We start from the raw sequence: 16822 nt of genomic DNA on the forward strand, positions 1-16822 counted from the left end.
GGCTTTCCGGATAATTACACACCAACACAGGATGAACGCAATCTTTCATTGATTGTGCATCTGGTCACCTTTGTTTCTTCCTTTATTGCGCCACTGATTATTTATCTAGTAAAGAAAGATGAGTCCATGGTGCTGGCGGACTTCTCGATGGCTTCGATCACCTGATCCAGGATCTCGGTCTTGACGGCGGCTTCGATCTTCACCTTGGGCAGAAAATCGACCACGTATTCGGCACCACGGTACAGCTCGGTGTGCCCCTTCTGGCGACCAAAACCCTTGACTTCGGTCACGGTGATTCCCTGCACGCCAATGGCGGACAGTGCTTCGCGCACTTCGTCGAGCTTGAAGGGCTTGATGATGGCAGTTACGAGTTTCATGGCTGGGTTCCTCAGGCAGACGGCCGGAATTCGACCGTCCTGCGGTTGCGGGAATTAGAAGCTGCGGGTCACGGACAGAACCACACGGTCCTTGCCCAGATCCTTGCCAAGAAGGTTGGTGTACCAGGCGCTGCTGGCATTGGTGGTGATGTAGCTGAGACCCAGCACGGTGCCGCTGAAGTCCTTGGTCACGCCCAGTTTCCAGTCGGTGTAGGAGGCACCCTCGGAGGTCGAGCCGGCAACACGCTGGCGACCCACGTGACCCACCAGATTCAGGGTCGGAACCAGCTCATAGGCGGCATTGAGTTCCAGATAGCCGGAGTTCTTGCTGCCGACCCAACCGAACAGGTCGCTGAAGGAATGGGAATACTTCAGGGTCAGGAAGGAATAGCCGGCCGACACATAGCCTTCCAGGGTGTTCGGGTTGTTGCCGTAGCCGGTACCCGGGTAGAAGTACTGCAGCAGACCCACGTCGTAGCTGAAGTCACCGGCGGTGCCCTTGAAGCCACCGTAGAAGTCCATCTCGATGCTGTTGCTGACAGTGGAATTGCCATCCGTCAGCCAGGACACGTTGGAAGCCCAGGTGCCGAGGTACAGGCCGCTGGAGTGCGCGTAGTCGAAGCCACCCTGCACCGCCGGCTTGCGGTTGGTCTGACCGATGCCGCGATAGATGTACTCGGATGCCAGCGTCACGTTGCTGGTGAAGGTGTGCTCCGGCGTGGCATCGGCAGCGGTGGCCACGGACGGCAGAACAGCACTGGCAGCAATCAGGGCGGAGGCAATGACGGTCTTGCGCATGATAGGGTTTCTCCTCGTAATCAAAAGTTGGCGAAGTCCATTAAGCAACACATGTGCCAATTTGAAATATCCTTTTTTTTCAGCCCACTGCGCGAACTGACCGGGTTTTGCTGCGGCGCAGGGAAATTCCAGTGCGCACCAACTTGGTATCATGCACCAATACAGGGCGCCACTTTGGTGCATCAACCCCGCCGATCAATGGGCGGTGGCGGTGCTAGACTTTGATCACAGGGGTTTCGTACCCTACCCTTCCCAAATTCTGAGGTAGCTACCATGGCCAACCCGAAAATTCTCGACGACATCGGCTCAAAGGTTTCCGAACTCCTCGCCAGCAGTCCGGCCAAGGACATCGAGAAGAATGCCCGCGCGCTGCTTGCCAGCGGCTTCTCCAAACTGGATCTGGTGACCCGCGAGGAATTCGACATCCAGCGCGAAGTGCTCGCCCGCACCCGCGAAAAGCTGGCCGACCTGGAAACACGCGTCGCTCACCTGGAGGCGGAACTGGCTTCCCGGCCGGCGTCTCCGGCTGACTGAACCCCGCGATTTGTCCGTTGTCCCAGCGAGGGCGCCCCGGCGCCCTCGTTTGCTTCCTGCCCCTTCTGCGGAGACTCCCTTGAAGAAAGCCCTCGCCCTCCTCGCCTGCGTCGCAGCGCCCGCCCTGGCCGCACCCGTCAATTACACCATCGACGGCAACCACACCTTTCCCGTCTTCGAAACCGACCACCTGGGTTTCTCCACCCAGCGCGGGCGCTTCAACAAGACTAGCGGCAAGATCACCCTCGACGTGGCCGCCCGCAAAGGCAGCGTGGAGGTGAGCATCGACGCGGCCTCCATCGACATGGGCTTTGCCAAGTGGAACGAGAACATGCGCGGTGAAGGCTTTTTCAACACCGAGGCCTTCCCGACCATCACCTTCAAGGCCGACCGACTGCAATTCGACGGAGACAAGCCGGTTTCCGCCGAAGGCAGCCTGACCCTGCTGGGGGTGACCCGGCCTGTCTCCCTGACCCTGACCCGCTTCCACTGCGCCCCCCACCCCCTCAACAAGCGCGAAACCTGTGGCGCCGACATCACCGCCCGCCTCAAGCGCTCGGAATTCGGCATGACCAAGAACATTCCCTCGGTGGGCGATGAAGTCCGCCTGGTGATCGGTGTCGAGGCTTTTCGCGACGCGCCATGACGTAGCCATACCGCCGGAGGCTTCCTGAGGTTAGACTCGCGATTTACCCAAACCGGATAAACCGTGAGTCTGGCTACCCTGACAAGTCGCGCCCTCGTCGGCCTCCTCGCCCCTGAGGTCAAGGTGGAGGTTCATCTCGCCAACGGGCTCCCGGCCTTCACGCTGGTGGGGCTGCCCGATGTCGAGGTGCGCGAAGCCCGCGATCGGGTGCGCGCCGCGCTGCAGACCTCCCAGTTCGAATTTCCCCAGCGACGCATCACGGTCAATCTGGCCCCCGCCGATCTGCCCAAGGAAGGTGGCTGCTTTGATCTGCCCATCGCCCTCGGTATCCTCGCCGCATCCGGCCAGATCCCGGCCGAGGGCCTGGCACGCTACGAATTTGCGGGCGAGCTCTCCCTCACCGGCGAACTACGTCCGGTGCACGGCGCTCTGGCCCTGGCCCGACAGGCCGCCAGCAGCGGGCGCACCTTGATCCTCCCCGCCGCCAATGCCCCCGAAGCCGCCCTGGTGCGCAGCGTCGCCCTGCTGCCGGCCACCAGCCTGCTGGCGGTGGCCGCCCACCTGTGCGGGCACACGCTGCTCTCACCCTATGCCGGCCCGCCCCTCGTGGCGCCCCCCAACTACCCCGATCTGGCCGACGTGAAGGGCCAGACCCAGGCCCGCCGGGCCCTGGAAGTGGCGGCCAGCGGGCAGCATTCCCTGCTGCTCTTCGGGCCGCCGGGCACTGGCAAGTCCATTCTCGCCCAGCGCTTGCCCGGCCTGCTCCCGCCGATGAGTGACGACGAGGCCCTTGAGAGCGCCGCCGTGCAGTCGGTGGAGGGCAGCTTCCGGCCGGAACACTGGGGAACTCGGCCCATAAGGGCACCGCACCACTCTGCGTCGACCGCAGCCCTGGTGGGGGGCGGTGGAACCCCGCGCCCCGGCGAGATCAGCCTGGCCCACAACGGCGTGCTGTTCCTTGATGAACTGCCGGAGTTCGAGCGTCGCGTCCTCGAAGCCCTGCGCGAACCCCTGGAAAGCGGCGTGATCACCACCTCCCGCGCCGCGCGCCGGGCCGAATTCCCCGCCCGTTTTCAACTGGTGGCAGCCATGAACCCCTGCCCCTGCGGCTATCTGGGGCACCCGGACGGGCGCTGCCGGTGTTCGCCCGACCAGATCGCCCGCTATCGCAACAAGCTCTCTGGCCCACTGCTGGATCGCATCGACCTGCTCCTTGAGGTGCCCGTCCTGCCGGCCTCCGACCTGCAGTCAATCCATCCCGGCGAGTCCACCGCCACCGTGCGCGAGCGGGTTGCGCAGACCTGGGCCCGCCAGCTCACCCGCCAGGGCAAACCCAACGCACGCCTCTCCGGCAACGAGATCAACCGCTGGTGCCAACCCGATGGGAAGGGTGCACAACTGTTACAAACCGCCATCGATCGCCTCGGTCTTTCCGCCCGCGGCTACCATCGCATCCTGAAGGTCGCGCGTACAATTGCCGACATGAACGGCGCCGATACTGTGGGCGCCTCCCATGTGGCGGAAGCCATCCAGAGCCGCAGGGGCCTCTGAATCACCGTCCAATCCCTTCAGGAGTTTCTTCAAGTGGCATCCACCCCGTCAGCGGGCGCGCCCCGCGCCAAAAACTGGCTCGTCTGGTTCATCGGTTTCATTGTTCTGCTCCTGGCCCTGTTCGCCGGTTACACCTGGCTGGTGCTCAACTGGAGCTATTCGACCGGCGAACGGGCCGGTTACGTCCAGAAGTTTTCCCAGAAGGGCTGGCTGTGCAAGACCTGGGAAGGCGAGATGGCCATCGTCGCCATTCCCGGCAGCCTTCCCGAGATCTTCAAGTTCACCGTGCGTGACGACGGGGTTGCCGCGATCATCAACAGTCATATGGGCAAGCGCGTCTCCATCGCCTACGAGCAGCATGTGGGTATTCCCTCCACCTGCTTCGGCGAAACAGGCTACTACGTGGGCAAGATTCACGTCGTCGAGTAAGAACCCTCTCCCGCCGGGCGTGTCGAACCGCGCTCCCCCCCACCGGACCCTTCCATGCCCTACATCCAGCTGGCGGCACTGCTTGCAGCGCTCGCCACCGTCGGTCCGTTCTCGATCGACACCTACTTGCCAGCCCTTCACGCCATTGGCGAGGAGCTGAACGCCGCCCCCATCGAGGTGCAGCAGACCCTAACCGCCTATATGCTGCCCATGGGGGCCATGGTGCTCTGGCACGGCGCGTTTTCCGACGCCTGGGGGCGCAAGCCGGTGATCGTCGTCTCCATGCTGCTCTTCGCGCTGGCCTCCCTGGTGTGCGTGTTTGCCGGCAGCATCGAAACCTTGCTGGTGGGCCGGGCTCTCCAGGGCATCAGCGCCGGCGCGGGCATGGTGGTAGGCCGGGCGGTGGTGCGGGACATCATGGAAGGGCCCCGGGCCCAGCGCCTGATGAGCCACGTGAGCATGGCCTTCGCCCTCGGGCCGGCCATCGCCCCCATCCTCGGCGGCTGGATCCACACGGCCTTCGGCTGGCGCGCCGTGTTCGTCTTCCTGGCCCTGCTGGGGCTGGCATTGGCGGCGTTGAGCGCCTGGCGGCTCTCCGAAAGCCACCCGATCGAGGCACGCCACCCGCTCCACCTGCGCCCCCTGGCCCGCCGCTACCGGGCCGTGTTCGCCTCGCCGGGCTTCCTGCTGCTGAGCATCGCGGTGAGCCTCAACTTCAACGGCTTCTTCATTTATGTCCTGTCGGCCCCGGTGTTCCTGATGCGGCACCTTGGCCTCGGCGAAACCGAGTTCGGATGGATGTTCATCCCCGGGGTGATCGGCATGATGGCCGGATCGGCCCTGTCCGCCCGCCTCGCCGGGCGCCTGTCCCAGGCCCGCACCATCCGCCTGGGCTTCGCCCTGATGCTGGGTGCTGCCGGCCTCAACCTGGCCGTGAGCTACCTGCTCCCAGCCGGCCTGCCCCAGTCGGTACTGCCCATCATGGCCTACAACTTCGGCATGGCCATCGCCATGCCCAGCCTGACCCTGCTGGCGCTGGATCATTTTCCCACCCACCGGGGGCTGGCCTCCAGCTGCCAGAGCTTCGTGCAGATGGTGATCAGCTCGATCACCGCCGGCCTCGTGGCACCAGCCCTGTGGGGCTCGGTCGGCAGCCTCGCCTTCGGCATGACGGCCATGCTGCTGCTCGGTCTCGGCTGTTTCACCGCCTGGTGGTGGTTCTTTCACCGCCGCCCTCATGATGGAGGTCCGGCATGAACTGGGCCGAGAGCATTGACCTGTACTGTGAGCGCACCGACGCCAGCCTGTGGTCTGAGCCCCTCAACGCAATCAGCAATCTCGGCTTCCTGCTGGTCGCGGTCCTGCTCTGGAAACAGGCGAGCGGAAAAGGGCGGGATCTGCATTACCTCGCCGGGCTGGTCTTCGCCATCGGGCTGGGCAGCCTGGTCTTCCACACGGTGGCCACCCGCTGGACGGCACTGCTGGACATCGCCTTCATCGCCCTGTTCGTGCTGATATTTCACCAGCGCTTCCAGGTTCGCGTGCTGGGTACCGGCGACGGGAAGGCCTGGGCGGGGACGGCCGCGTTCGTGGCACTGGCGGCCCTCTTTGTGGCGGCCACACGAGGCCTGCCACCGCTCCCCCTCAACGGCTCGGAGATCTACCTGCCCCCCTTCGCGCTGCTGCTTTGGTGCGCGCGGGCTGCCCGGCGGACTCAACCGGCCAGTGCGCGCTGGCTGACCCGGGCCGCGGGACTGTTCGTCATCAGCCTGGTCTGCCGGACCAGTGACACCTTGCTCTGCGGCATCTGGCCCGTCGGCACCCACGTGGGCTGGCACCTGATCAATGCCGCAGTGCTGTACTGCTGCATGTGCGCCCTGCTGCTCAACCCTCTCTCAACTCCCGCTCGGCCCAGTACAGGGCGGTGATGGTCTTGGCGTCGGTGATGCGCCCGTCAAACACCGCCTCCCGCGCCTCGGCCAGGCTCAGGGTCAGGATCTCCAGGAATTCGCCCTCATCCCAGGCATGCCCCACATGCTTCAGGCCGCGGGCGATGAAGATCTCGATGCGCTCGTTGGAGTAGCCGATGCACGGGTGCATCACCCCCAGGTAACGCCAGTCCTCGGTGACATGGCCGGTCTCTTCCTGCAGCTCGCGCTGCGCGCAGCGCAGGATGTCCTCGCCCGGATCGATCTTGCCGGCCGGCAGTTCGAGAAAGGCCCGCCCCACCGGGTAGCGGAACTGGCGCTCGAAGACGAGGCGGCCATCGGGCAGAACCGGGATCACCACCACTGCGCCGGGGTGCTTGACGTACTCCCGCAGGCCTTCCTTCCCATCGGGGAGGCTGACCCGGTCCCGGAATACTTTCAGCAGGCGCCCCTCAAAAACGGCTTCCGACGACAGGGCTTCTTCATGCAAGGGGTCCTTCATCCCGTTCTCCATTCCTGATCTCGCTCAAAACACAAAGACCGCAGCATGGCATCTGCAAGCCTTGGCTGACCAGTCATAATCGCGCCACCTTGCACCGGAAAACGGACCGTGCGCGACCCCTTCCCCACCCTGCGTGACCATCTGTTCGACCCCAGCGGTGGCATGACGTACCAGTTGCGCGCCCTCCGCTACCGCCGCGGCTTGTGGGCCGGCTTCCACGCGACCGTGGCCGGCTGGCTGAGTGACTGGCAGCCAAACGCCCGCACCTTGGTGATTGTCGGCCCGAACGCCGGTCATGCCTTGCCGCCGGGCTTCCTGGAACGCTTCGACCAGGTCATCGCGCTGGAGCCGGACCCCATCGCGCGCCACCTGCTGGCACGGCGGCCCGATGCCCGCCGGCTACGCTTCGACAAGCTCGACTGCCTGAGCACCCCGGATGGCCTGGCCCTGCTGGCGGCGCGCTTTCCCGACGCCGCCTTCCTTTTTTCCAATGTACTCGGGCAGGTCGCCGCGCCAGGCGGGAGCTGGACGGCCCTGCTCTCACGCCATCTGCAGGCACGGCACTGGGCGAGCTATCACGATGTGCTGTCCACGACCCGGGCACCGGACCGTCATGCCCCGGTGCACAGCGCCGACCCCCTGAGCCTGGAAGCCCTCCTGGCGAATTTCTGGACGCTGGGCGAAGTCACCGTGACCGACCACGAAACCCTGCACCTGGGCGGGCGCGGCCCCTTCTGCTATGCCCTGTGGCCGATCACGCCGGCACGCTGGCAGGTGGTGGAGTGGGTGGTGAATCAGGCGTAGGTGTCGAGGGCCGAGCCCGTCGCCGACACATGGCCCCCGGTCTCCGCCACCCGGTAGGCCCGGGCAGGGCCGGCGGCACCTTCATCACGGGCCCGGGTGGCCAATTCGACGCGGGCCTCGGCCGCCATACTGGCGGCACGGGCGGCAATCTGGCGGTCCTGACCCGACGGGTCGACAGGCGCCAGGGCGGCAGCGCGGATCTTCTCGGCCCGGCTCAGGGTTTCTTCGGGCGTGCGCCCGGGGGACACATTGATGCCCACCTCGCCACCCACCGCATAGCGGCGGCCGTCGGGGCCGGTCTCGAAGGAATAGCTGGCGCCGCTGGTCACCACCCCCGCCCCGGCCGCCACGTGGGCCATCTCGTGGGCACGGACCTCCCGGTCACGCTGCTTGAGTTGTTCCACCTGTCGCAGGTCGGCCTCGCTCAAGCCTTGAGCGTTGCCCTGAGGCTTGCCTTGAACTTCGCCTTGCGCTTCGCCCGGACGCACCCCTGCTCCGCCGGCCCGACTGGTGGGTGCAGCGAACGACGGACTGAATGACGAGGACGAACCAACCGAGGAAACAGACATAAGCAGACACCTGCAAGCCTTGCTTTTCAGCCTAGACGCTCAAACCCCTTCCGTCAGCCCGGTTACATCACCAAATGCCAACAAGTCCTCACTCGCCCAGATAGGCGGCCCGTACCTTCGGATCGGCCAGCAGATCCGCACCCGAGCCACTGAGGGTGATCGCCCCCGACTCCATCACGTAGGCCCGGCTGGAAAATTCCAGGGCGAGGGTAGCGTTCTGCTCCACCAGCAGCACGGTGACGCCTTCGGCTGCCACCGAGGCAATGACCTCGAAGATCTTCTCCACCACCAGCGGCGCCAGGCCCATGGAGGGCTCATCCAGCAGCAGCAGCCGGGGGCGGGACAGCAGTGCCCGGCCGATGGCGACCATCTGCTGCTCACCGCCCGAGAGCGTGCCGGCCACCTGCTGCAGACGCTCCCTGACCCGCGGCAGCATGCCGAAGATGCGCTCCATGTCGGCTTCCACTGCCTCGTCGTCACGCCGGCAGTAGGCGCCCATGCGCAGGTTCTCCTCCACCGTCAGGCGGGTGAAGATGCCCCGCCCTTCCGGCACCAGGGCCAGGCCCTGGCGCAGGCGCTTGTGGGCCGGCAGCTTGTCGATGGCCTGACCGTCGTAGAGGATTTGCCCGCCGGCCGTGCCCAGGGTGCCGGCGATGGCGTTGAGGGTGGTGGTCTTGCCTGCGCCATTGGCCCCGATCAGGGACACCAGCTCGCCCGGGGCCAGTTCCAGGCTGATGCCCTTCACGGCCTCGATGGCACCGTAGGCCACCCGGGTGTCGCGCAGTTGCAGGATGGGAGCGGCGTTATCAGTCGTGCTCATGCCGCAGCTCCTGCCTTGCGGGTGCCATGGCCGCCCAGGTAGGCGGAGATCACGGCGTCGTTCTTCTGCACCTCGGCGGGCACGTCCTCGGCGATCTTCTTGCCGAAATCCAGCACCGCCAGGCGGTCGCAGAGGCCCATCACCAGCTTCACGTCGTGCTCGATGAGCAGCACGGTGACGCCGTCGTGGCGGATGGTCTGGACCAGCTCGCGCAGCTTGCCGGTCTCGGTGGCATTCATGCCCGCCGCCGGTTCGTCGAGGGCCAACAACTGGGGCTCGGTGGCCAGGGCGCGGGCAATCTCCAGACGGCGCTGATCGCCATAGGAAAGGTTCTTCGACACGGTATCGGCAAAGCGCTCGATGCCCACGTAGCGGAGCAGTTCGAAGGCGCGCTCGGTGATGAGGCGCTCCTCCTCCCGGGCATGCTTGGTCTGCAGCAGGATGGAGAAGGGGTTGGCCCGGGAGCGGATGTGATGGCCGGCCATCACGTTCTCCAGGGCGGTGAGTTCCCGGAATAGACGGATGTTCTGGAAGGTGCGGGCAATACCCGCGGCCACCACTTCGTGGGGCTTGCCGGTGGGCAGCTCGGTGCCGTTGAAGACGATCTCGCCTTCTTCGGGCACGTAGGCGCCGGTAAGCACGTTGAAGAAGGTGGTCTTGCCCGCGCCGTTGGGGCCGATCAGACCATACACCTCCCCCTTGCGGATGGTCAGGGAGACATCGGACAGGGCCGTGAGGCCGCCAAAGCGCTTGGTGACGTGCTTCGCTTCGAGCAGGGTGATCACTTGGCCGCCTCCGCCGGTGCCGGCTTGCCGACCACCAGTTCGGGGCGCGAATAGCGGCTGTGGGCCGGGATCAGGCCCGCCGGGCGCAGCAGCATCATGAAGATCATGGCCAGGGACAGCAGCAGCATGCGCAGCACTTCCGGGTCAAGAATGACCTGGTTGAACACCGCCTGCTGCACCGGCACGGCCACGTGGCGCAGGATCTCGGGCAGGGCCGTGAGGGCCAGCGCGCCCACCACCACCCCGGCCAGATTGCCCATGCCGCCGAACACCACCATGGTGAGCACGGCGATGGACTCCATCAGCGAGAAGCTCTCGGGGGACACGAAGCCCTGGAAGGCCGCAAACAGCCCGCCGGCCACGCCGCCAAAGGTGGCCCCCAGGGAGAAGGCCAGCAGCTTCATGTTGCGGGTGTTGATGCCGATGGCCTTGGCCGCCAGCTCGTCGTCACGGATCGCCGCCCAGGCCCGCCCGACCCGGGAGATCTGCAGGCGCTGGACCAGGATGATGGACAGCACCACGAAGGCCAGGAAAACGTAGTAATACAGGAACAGGGAGTTGATGGTGATGTCTTCCCCGATCTTCAGGGGCCGGGAGATGTCCCAGCCGAAAAGCTCCAGCGGGTCGATCATGTTGATGCCCTGGGGCCCGTTGGTGATGTTGATCGGGTGGTTCAGGTTGTTCAGGAAAATGCGCACGATCTCGCCGAAGCCCAGGGTCACGATGGCCAGGTAGTCACCGCGTAGGCGCAGGGTGGGCAGGCCGAGGATGATCCCCGCCACCGCCGCGAAACATGCCCCCAGGGGCAATACCAGCCAGAAGGGCAGGTGCAGTTCGAAGTGGGGCGAGGCCAGGAAGGCGAAGGTGTAGGCCCCCACGGCGTAGAAGGCGATGTAGCCCAGGTCGAGCAGGCCGGCAAAGCCCACCACCAGGTTGAGGCCGATGGCAAGCATCACGTAGAGCAGGGCGAAATCGAGGATGCGCACCCAGGTCTTGCCGAAGAGCATGGCAATGAGGGGCGCGCCGAGGGCCAGGGCCAGCACCACCCAGCGGGCCGCCGCCGGGTTGCGCTTGCCAAGCCAGGGGATGGCGAGGGCGAGTTCGTTCATGTGAGATCCCTCAAGCGCGGTCGGCGACGCGTTCACCCAGCAGCCCGGTGGGCCGGAAGATGAGCACGATGCCCAGGATGATGAAGGCGAAGATGTCCTGATAGCTGGAGTTGAGGAATCCGAAGCTCATATCCTCGATGTAGCCGGCGCCGATGGACTCCACCAGCCCCAGCAGCAGCCCGCCGAGCATGGCGCCACCCAGGTTGCCGATGCCGCCCAGAACCGCCGCGGTGAAGGCCTTGAGGCCCGGCATGAAGCCCATGGCGTAGTGGGCGATACCGTAATTGGACGAGAACATCACCCCGGCCACGGCGGCCAGGGCCGAACCGATGATGAAGGTGGCGGCGATGATCTTGTTGGTGTCCACGCCCATCAGGCTGGCCACCTTGTGGTTCTCGGCGGTGGCCCGCATGGCGCGGCCGAGGCGGGTCTTGTTAACCAGCAGCACCAGGGCCACCATCAGCACCGCCGACACCACCAGGATGACGATCTGCACCGGGGTGATGAAAACACCGGCGACGGGCTCCAGGGGCGTGGTGGACACCAGCTGCGGGAAGGTGTGGTAGTTGCGGCCCCAGATGATCATGGCGATGGTCTGGAGCAGGAAGGACACGCCGATGGCGGTGATCAGGGGCGCCAGCCGGGGCGCATTGCGCAGGCGGCGATAGGCGGTACGTTCAATGGTATAACCGAGGATCATGCACACCACCACCGAGATCGACAGTCCGGCCAGCAGGGTCGGGACGAGGCCGAGGTCCGGCGCATATATCTGGAGCAGGCGGATGGCCTCGAGGGCCACCAGGGCACCGACCATCAGGATGTCGCCGTGGGCGAAATTGATGAGGCCGAGAATGCCGTAGACCATGGTGTAACCGAGGGCGACGAGGGCATACACGCTACCCACGACGAGGCCGTTTACGGTTTGCTGGAGAAGGGTTTCCATGGAAACGACCGGAAGAGGTTAATGGGGCAGGACTGCCTGCAGGACGATGTAGGGGCGGCTTCAGCCGCCCTCGGAACTTGGAACCGTGTCACCGGTTCGGCTACCGCGGGCGGCTGAAGCCGCCCCTACAAAATCAATTACTGCAAGGCCTCCCACTTGCCGGCCTTGAACTGATAGACCGTCACGGCGCCGTCCTTGATGTCGCCCTTGGCGTCGAAGGCAACGGTGCCGATCACGCCCGGGAAGTTGACCTTGGCGATGCTGCCGGCGTACTTGGCCGGGTCGGCGCTGTTGGCGGCCTTCATGGCCTCGATGATGGCCGAGGCGGCGTCGTAGGAATACGGGGCGTAGATCTGCACGTCGGCATTGAAGCGCTTCTTGAAGCGTTCGTTGAAGTTCTTGCCGCCCGGCATCTTCTCAAGGGGCAGGCCCGGCTGGGTGCAGTAGGTGTTGCCGCTGATCGCATCACCAGCCAGCTTGATCACTTCTCCGGTACAGCCGCCGTCACCGGTGATGAACTTGGCGTTGATGCCCAGTTGCTTGATCTGCTTGAGCATGGGGCCGGCCTGGGTGTCCATGCCGCTGTAGACGATCACGTCGGGGTTCTGGGCCTTGATGCGGGTCAGGATGGCCAGGAAGTCGGTGGCCTTGTCGCTGGTAAACTCGCGCCCGGTGAGGCTGCCGCCGTTGGCCTTGACGGCCTTCTCCACCTCGTCGGCGAGACCCTGGCCGTAGGCAGTGCGGTCGTCGATCAGCGCAATCTTCTTACCCAGCTTGGTGGCTGCGTACTTGCCGATGGCCAGCCCCTGCTGCACGTCATTGGCGATGGTACGGAAGGTGGCCTTGAAGTTCTGCTGGGTCAGCTTGGGGTTGGTGGAGGCGGGAGAAACCTGGGGCAGACCCGCTTCGTTGTAGATGCGCGAGGCCGGGATGGAAGCGCCGGAGTTGAGGTGCCCGACCACGCCCTTCACGCCACTGTCGGCCAGACGCTGGGCCACGGTGGTGGCCGTCTTGGGGTCGGCCTGATCGTCCTCGGCCTGGACCTCAAACTTCACCTTCTTGCCGCCGAGGGTCACGCCCTTGGCGTTGTACTCCTCGATGGCCAGGCGGACACCGTTCTCGATGTCCTTGCCCAGGTGGGCCTGGGTTCCCGTGAGGGGCGCAGCGACGCCCAGCTTGATGACTTCCTGGGCGTGGACAGCAGATGCACCAAGACCGAGCACGGCAAGGGCGACAAGGCGGTATTTCATGCGGGTTTCTCCTCTGGTTTGTACGGTACGACGCTGACTAGCAACTTTGGGGCCGGGCTGCGCAACAGCCCTCCTGTCACGATGTGACATCCTCCCCAAGGGAGGGACGCCCTCTTCTTCAGGGCCGGGCTTCCCACTTTCCGGCATTGAACTGGTAAAGCGTCACGCCCCCCTCACGGCTGTCGCCGCTGGCATCGAAGGCGATATTGCCGGTCACACCCTTGAAACTCAGCTTCTGCATCTGGGGCAGATATTTGGCCGGGTCGGAAGAGCCAGCCGCCTTCATGGCCTCGATCAGGGCCGTGGTGGCGTCGTAGCTGTAGGGGGCGTAGAGCTGCACGGGCACGCCGAAACGCTTCTTGAAGCGCTCGTTGAACTCCTTGCCACCGGGCATCTTGTCCATGGGGATGCCAGCCTGGGTGCAGTACACATCGCTGCTCATGGCCGCGCCGGCGATCTTGATCATCTCGGCGGTGCAGGCGCCGTCGCCCCCCAGATACTTGGCGGTGATGCCGAGCTGCTTCATCTGCTTGAGCAGCGGCGCCCCCTGGGCATCCATGCCGCCATAAAAGATGGCGTCGGGCTGGGCCGCCTTGAGCTTGGTGAGGATGGCCGCAAAATCGGTGGCCTTGTCGGTGGTGAACTCGCGCCCCACCGGCGGGGTACCAAGTTTCTTCAGGCTATCCACCAATGCGTCGGCCAGGCCCTGACCGTAGGCGGTACGGTCGTCGATCACGGCGATGCGTTTGGCCTTCAGCACCTCCGTGGCAAAGCGGGCCATGGCAGCGCCCTGCTGCAGGTCGTTGGCAATGACCCGGTAAGTGGTCTTGAACTTCTGCTGGGTCAGCTTGGGGCTGGTGGAAGACGGGGTGATGGCGGGGATGCCCGACTGCTCGTAGATGCGCGAGGCCGGAATCGACGCACCCGAAGTGACATGGCCCACCACGCCCTTCACGCCGGCATCGGCCAGACGCTGGGCCACCGTGGTGGCAGTGCGCGGATCGGCCTGGTCGTCCTCGGCCTGCAGCTCGAATTTCACCTTCTGGCCACCGATGCTCACGCCCTTGGCGTTGGCGTCGTCGAGGGCCAGCTGGGCGCCGTACTGCTCATCCTTGCCCACGTGGGCAATCGGGCCGGTCAAAGGGCCGGCAAAGCCGATCTTCACCACTGCCTGGGCCAGGCTTGCAGAGCTGCCCGCCACCATCACACCGGCCAGGGCCAGCTTCATAACGCAGTGTTTCACCTGTTCATCCTCCGCAAAGGGTCTTCGTGCCAGAATGGGCACTCGACTTTTCCGCCCACAATGAGGTGGATTGTAACCAAGCCCGGCCGCTTTGGCGGGATACGGGCCCATCCGGAGAATCCCCAATGCGCAGGCTGTTGTCCCTCTTCGCGGCTACCGTCACCGTGGCCGGACTGGCCGCCTGCGACGCGGTCACCCTGAATGAACTCAAGCCGGGCATCTCCACCGGTCATGAGGTGCGCGACAAGCTGGGCAAACCCGGCATCGAGTGGCGGAATGACGACGGCAGCGTGACCTGGGAATACACCCGTCAGCCAGAAGGGACGGAGTGCTTCATGGTGACGGTGGGCCCCGACAATGTCCTGAAGAGTATCGAGAACGTGCTCACACCCCAGAACTTCGCCCGGGTTCAGCCCGGCTGGACCAAGGACCAGGTGCGTCGCCTGCTGGGCAAGCCACGTTCGGTTCAGGTCTTCGCCCTGAAGAAAGAGGAAGTCTGGGACTGGCGCCTGCCCCCCGAGGTCAGTGCCGAAGTGTTCTTCAACATCCACTTCGGTGAGAACGGGCAGGTCAGCACCACCAGCCGCACGGTCCAGCCGCAGCGCTGATCCGGGGCACCGTCCCGCGGCGTACCGGCGAGAAATCCCTCAAGCCAGACGCTCCGGGGCCGATAGATAGGGCAACGTCATGCCCTGGAAGCTGTCATGCGTCAAAATCTGCCCGTCACATCGAACGAATACCCCATCGCCGACGGCGCCGCCATCATCAGCCGCACCGATCTTGCCGGCAACATCACCTACTGCAATGAGGAGTTCGTTGCAGCCAGCGGCTTCACCCGCGAGGAGGTTATGGGCAAGCCCCACAACATCCTCCGCCATCCGGACATGCCCTCCGAAGCCTATCGGGATATGTGGGCCACCCTGCAGCGGGGCCGGCCGTGGAGCGGCATCGTCAAGAACCGGCGCAAGAACGGCGACTTCTATTGGGTCCGCGCCACGGCCACCCCCATTGCCGACCGCTCGGGCTACATGTCGGTGCGCATCAAGGCGAGCCGCGATGAGATCGCGGATGCCATTGCCCTGCATGCACGCATGCGCGAGAAGCCGGGAATCCGCCTGGCCGAGGGGCAACTGGCCCCCACCGGGCTGGCCGCCACCCTGACACGCCTGCTTCCCCCCAGCACCCTGGGAACCCGCATCGCCCTGATCAGCGGGGGCCTTGCCGCACTCTGCGTGTTTGCCGGCGTTGCCGGGCTGCATGCCGCCAGCCAGAGCCGGTACGCCATGGACGCGCTCGTGCAGGAGCAGGCTCGCCTCCTGGTGCAGATCCCCCCGGACGACCCCGCCCGCCCTTTTCTGAAACAGCTCACCGATGCGGGCAACACCTCGCTCGCCGCCCAGGATGCCGACCAGGCCCATACCCAAAGACTGCTGTTCGTCCTGATCGGGGGCGGGCTGAGCCTCGCTGCACTGGCCTCCGTTCTGCTCATCCGCCGCCTGCACCGTTCCGTCGAGGCAGGCAAGCGCGCTGCAGCCGCCATCGCAGCCGGCGACATGCTGCAGCCCCTGCCGCCCGCAAGCGAGGATGAACTGGGCAGCCTGATCGTGCATATGGCGGTGATGCGCAACAACCTGCACGAACTGATCGCCTCGATCCGGAATGAGGTCAGGATCCTTCTGGGCAACGCCAGTGGCCTGAGCGCCACGGCGGGAGAGACCCGGATGCTGGCAGAGACCCAGTCGGAGTCTGCAGCGGCAATGGCCAGTGCGATTGAGCAGCTCTCCGTTTCCATCGACCACATCAGCGACCATGCCCGGGAGTCCCGCGAACTGTCGGAGCATTCCCGCAGTCAGGCCGCCCTGGGCGCCCGGGTGATCGGCGATGCCCTCTCCGAAATGCAGGTCATTGCCGACTCGGTCAATCAGACCGCCCGGTCCGTGCGCAACTTGGAGAGCCTGTCCGGAGAGATCTCCATGATCGTCGGGGTGATCCGCGAGATCGCCGACCAGACCAACCTGCTGGCCCTGAATGCCGCCATCGAGGCCGCACGTGCCGGTGAATCGGGCCGGGGCTTCGCCGTTGTGGCCGACGAGGTGCGCAAACTGGCGGAACGCACCTCCAGCTCCACCTCGGAAATCGCCGCCATGATCGAACGCATCCAGGCTGCCACCCGCAGTGCCGCCGCGGACATGGATGGCGGCGTGGAGCGGGTGACCCGCGGACTCGCCCTCGCCGACGAGGCGGGCAGCACCATCCGGCACCTGCAGGAGGGCAGCAGTCAGGTTCTCGGCGCGGTAGAGGGCATCACCCTTGGCCTGGGCGAGCAGTCGGCCGCCGCCCGGGACATCGCCCAGCGCGTGGAGCAAGTCGCGGGCGCCTCGGAATCCAATGCGGCGAGTGCCGCACGCATCACCCGGGCGGCAGGCGAACTCGAAGACCTGGCCCGCACGCTGGAAGCCCTTTCCGCCCGCTTCCGCATCGCCTGAGAAGACTGGGCGTGGCACCCGGTGCTCCATCGTGCACTTCGCATGGAG

General features: G+C 65.3%; 19 protein-coding genes and 1 pseudogene. 10 read left to right on the top strand and 10 right to left on the bottom strand.

Annotation, left to right across the window (positions count from 1 at the left end; all coding sequences use genetic code 11):
- Positions 1 to 54: 54 nt before the first annotated feature.
- Positions 55 to 165 (top strand): hypothetical protein, encoded by a 111-nt coding sequence (locus tag J0L98_RS21590; RefSeq protein WP_365954515.1) that lies wholly within the window; start codon positions 55 to 57, stop codon positions 163 to 165.
- Here the strand turns inward: J0L98_RS21590 and J0L98_RS08880 are convergent.
- Positions 129 to 377, bottom strand: a pseudogene (locus J0L98_RS08880) (P-II family nitrogen regulator); the annotation flags it as partial. The gene J0L98_RS21590 and the pseudogene J0L98_RS08880 sit on opposite strands and share 37 nt — an antisense overlap.
- 54 nt (positions 378 to 431) lie before the next feature.
- The gene (locus tag J0L98_RS08885; protein ID WP_296411335.1) at positions 432 to 1175 is read right to left on the bottom strand and encodes a TorF family putative porin; all 744 of its coding nucleotides are present in this window, start codon (positions 1173 to 1175) and stop codon (positions 432 to 434) included.
- Between the two features lie 273 nt (positions 1176 to 1448).
- Between J0L98_RS08885 and J0L98_RS08890 the strand changes: the two genes are divergently transcribed.
- From J0L98_RS08890 to J0L98_RS08915, 6 genes are all read left to right on the top strand, one after another.
- Complete coding sequence (locus tag J0L98_RS08890) at positions 1449 to 1709, top strand: accessory factor UbiK family protein (protein WP_296406420.1); 261 nt, start codon at positions 1449 to 1451, stop codon at positions 1707 to 1709.
- Between the two features lie 79 nt (positions 1710 to 1788).
- Positions 1789 to 2355, top strand: coding sequence for a YceI family protein (locus tag J0L98_RS08895; protein ID WP_296411336.1), 567 nt, complete (start codon positions 1789 to 1791; stop codon positions 2353 to 2355).
- A gap of 63 nt (positions 2356 to 2418) precedes the next feature.
- Positions 2419 to 3906, top strand: a complete 1488-nt coding sequence (locus J0L98_RS08900; RefSeq protein WP_296411338.1) for a YifB family Mg chelatase-like AAA ATPase — start codon at positions 2419 to 2421, stop codon at positions 3904 to 3906.
- 33 nt (positions 3907 to 3939) lie between these two features.
- Complete coding sequence (locus tag J0L98_RS08905) at positions 3940 to 4335, top strand: hypothetical protein (RefSeq protein ID WP_296411339.1); 396 nt, start codon at positions 3940 to 3942, stop codon at positions 4333 to 4335.
- A gap of 54 nt (positions 4336 to 4389) precedes the next feature.
- On the top strand, positions 4390 to 5592 hold the full coding sequence (locus J0L98_RS08910) for a multidrug effflux MFS transporter (protein ID WP_296411340.1): 1203 nt from the start codon (positions 4390 to 4392) through the stop codon (positions 5590 to 5592).
- Positions 5589 to 6263: a hypothetical protein gene (locus tag J0L98_RS08915; RefSeq protein ID WP_296411341.1), complete on the top strand. Its 675-nt coding sequence runs from the start codon at positions 5589 to 5591 to the stop codon at positions 6261 to 6263. Before J0L98_RS08910 ends, J0L98_RS08915 begins: the two co-directional genes overlap by 4 nt.
- Here J0L98_RS08915 and J0L98_RS08920 read toward each other — a convergent pair.
- Positions 6220 to 6765 carry an NUDIX hydrolase gene (locus J0L98_RS08920; protein WP_296406439.1) on the bottom strand — a complete coding sequence of 182 codons (546 nt, stop codon included), beginning with the start codon at positions 6763 to 6765 and terminating at the stop codon, positions 6220 to 6222. The two genes, J0L98_RS08915 and J0L98_RS08920, sit on opposite strands and share 44 nt — an antisense overlap.
- Positions 6766 to 6873: 108 nt before the next feature.
- Here J0L98_RS08920 and J0L98_RS08925 point away from each other — a divergent pair, with 108 nt between their 5' ends.
- Positions 6874 to 7569: a hypothetical protein gene (locus J0L98_RS08925; RefSeq protein WP_296411343.1), complete on the top strand. Its 696-nt coding sequence runs from the start codon at positions 6874 to 6876 to the stop codon at positions 7567 to 7569.
- Here the strand turns inward: J0L98_RS08925 and J0L98_RS08930 are convergent.
- From J0L98_RS08930 to J0L98_RS08960, 7 genes are all read right to left on the bottom strand, one after another.
- Entirely contained in the window at positions 7560 to 8138 is a 579-nt protein-coding gene (locus tag J0L98_RS08930; protein WP_296411345.1) for a putative metalloprotease CJM1_0395 family protein, read from the bottom strand. The two genes, J0L98_RS08925 and J0L98_RS08930, sit on opposite strands and share 10 nt — an antisense overlap.
- An 88-nt stretch (positions 8139 to 8226) precedes the next feature.
- A complete protein-coding gene (locus J0L98_RS08935) occupies positions 8227 to 8958 on the bottom strand; it encodes an ABC transporter ATP-binding protein (RefSeq protein WP_296411346.1) in 732 nt (243 codons plus the stop codon).
- Positions 8955 to 9743: an ABC transporter ATP-binding protein gene (locus J0L98_RS08940; RefSeq protein ID WP_296411347.1), complete on the bottom strand. Its 789-nt coding sequence runs from the start codon at positions 9741 to 9743 to the stop codon at positions 8955 to 8957. The genes J0L98_RS08935 and J0L98_RS08940 overlap by 4 nt, the downstream gene beginning before the upstream one ends.
- The gene (locus J0L98_RS08945) at positions 9740 to 10852 is read right to left on the bottom strand and encodes an ABC transporter ATP-binding protein (protein ID WP_296411348.1); all 1113 of its coding nucleotides are present in this window, start codon (positions 10850 to 10852) and stop codon (positions 9740 to 9742) included. The genes J0L98_RS08940 and J0L98_RS08945 overlap by 4 nt, the downstream gene beginning before the upstream one ends.
- Before the next feature lie 10 nt (positions 10853 to 10862).
- Positions 10863 to 11795, bottom strand: coding sequence for a branched-chain amino acid ABC transporter permease (locus J0L98_RS08950; protein ID WP_296411349.1), 933 nt, complete (start codon positions 11793 to 11795; stop codon positions 10863 to 10865).
- Positions 11796 to 11932: 137 nt separating this feature from the next.
- Positions 11933 to 13045, bottom strand: coding sequence for a branched-chain amino acid ABC transporter substrate-binding protein (locus tag J0L98_RS08955; protein ID WP_296411350.1), 1113 nt, complete (start codon positions 13043 to 13045; stop codon positions 11933 to 11935).
- A gap of 118 nt (positions 13046 to 13163) precedes the next feature.
- Positions 13164 to 14288 (bottom strand): branched-chain amino acid ABC transporter substrate-binding protein, encoded by a 1125-nt coding sequence (locus J0L98_RS08960; protein WP_296411351.1) that lies wholly within the window; start codon positions 14286 to 14288, stop codon positions 13164 to 13166.
- A 125-nt stretch (positions 14289 to 14413) separates the two neighbouring features.
- On the opposite strand from J0L98_RS08960, the gene bamE reads away from it, so the two are divergent.
- Both bamE and J0L98_RS08970 read left to right on the top strand, forming a co-directional pair.
- Complete coding sequence (gene bamE / locus J0L98_RS08965) at positions 14414 to 14896, top strand: outer membrane protein assembly factor BamE (protein WP_296411353.1); 483 nt, start codon at positions 14414 to 14416, stop codon at positions 14894 to 14896.
- Between the two features lie 96 nt (positions 14897 to 14992).
- Positions 14993 to 16774, top strand: a complete 1782-nt coding sequence (locus J0L98_RS08970; protein WP_296411354.1) for a methyl-accepting chemotaxis protein — start codon at positions 14993 to 14995, stop codon at positions 16772 to 16774.
- Positions 16775 to 16822: the final 48 nt, after the last annotated feature.

Source organism: Zoogloea sp. (assembly GCF_017302315.1).
Taxonomy (GTDB): Bacteria; Pseudomonadota; Gammaproteobacteria; order Burkholderiales; family Rhodocyclaceae; genus Zoogloea.

Coding starts and splice junctions, on each gene's coding strand:
- bamE (WP_296411353.1), top strand. CDS start 14,414: ATGCGCAGGCTGTTGTCCCTCTTCGCGGCTACCGTCACCGTGGCCGGA.
- J0L98_RS08970 (WP_296411354.1), top strand. CDS start 14,993: ATGCGTCAAAATCTGCCCGTCACATCGAACGAATACCCCATCGCCGAC.
- J0L98_RS08910 (WP_296411340.1), top strand. CDS start 4,390: ATGCCCTACATCCAGCTGGCGGCACTGCTTGCAGCGCTCGCCACCGTC.
- J0L98_RS08935 (WP_296411346.1), bottom strand. CDS start 8,958: ATGAGCACGACTGATAACGCCGCTCCCATCCTGCAACTGCGCGACACC.
- J0L98_RS08920 (WP_296406439.1), bottom strand. CDS start 6,765: ATGAAGGACCCCTTGCATGAAGAAGCCCTGTCGTCGGAAGCCGTTTTT.
- J0L98_RS08930 (WP_296411345.1), bottom strand. CDS start 8,138: ATGTCTGTTTCCTCGGTTGGTTCGTCCTCGTCATTCAGTCCGTCGTTC.
- J0L98_RS08885 (WP_296411335.1), bottom strand. CDS start 1,175: ATGCGCAAGACCGTCATTGCCTCCGCCCTGATTGCTGCCAGTGCTGTT.
- J0L98_RS08950 (WP_296411349.1), bottom strand. CDS start 11,795: ATGGAAACCCTTCTCCAGCAAACCGTAAACGGCCTCGTCGTGGGTAGC.
- J0L98_RS08955 (WP_296411350.1), bottom strand. CDS start 13,045: ATGAAATACCGCCTTGTCGCCCTTGCCGTGCTCGGTCTTGGTGCATCT.
- J0L98_RS08945 (WP_296411348.1), bottom strand. CDS start 10,852: ATGAACGAACTCGCCCTCGCCATCCCCTGGCTTGGCAAGCGCAACCCG.
- J0L98_RS08915 (WP_296411341.1), top strand. CDS start 5,589: ATGAACTGGGCCGAGAGCATTGACCTGTACTGTGAGCGCACCGACGCC.
- J0L98_RS08890 (WP_296406420.1), top strand. CDS start 1,449: ATGGCCAACCCGAAAATTCTCGACGACATCGGCTCAAAGGTTTCCGAA.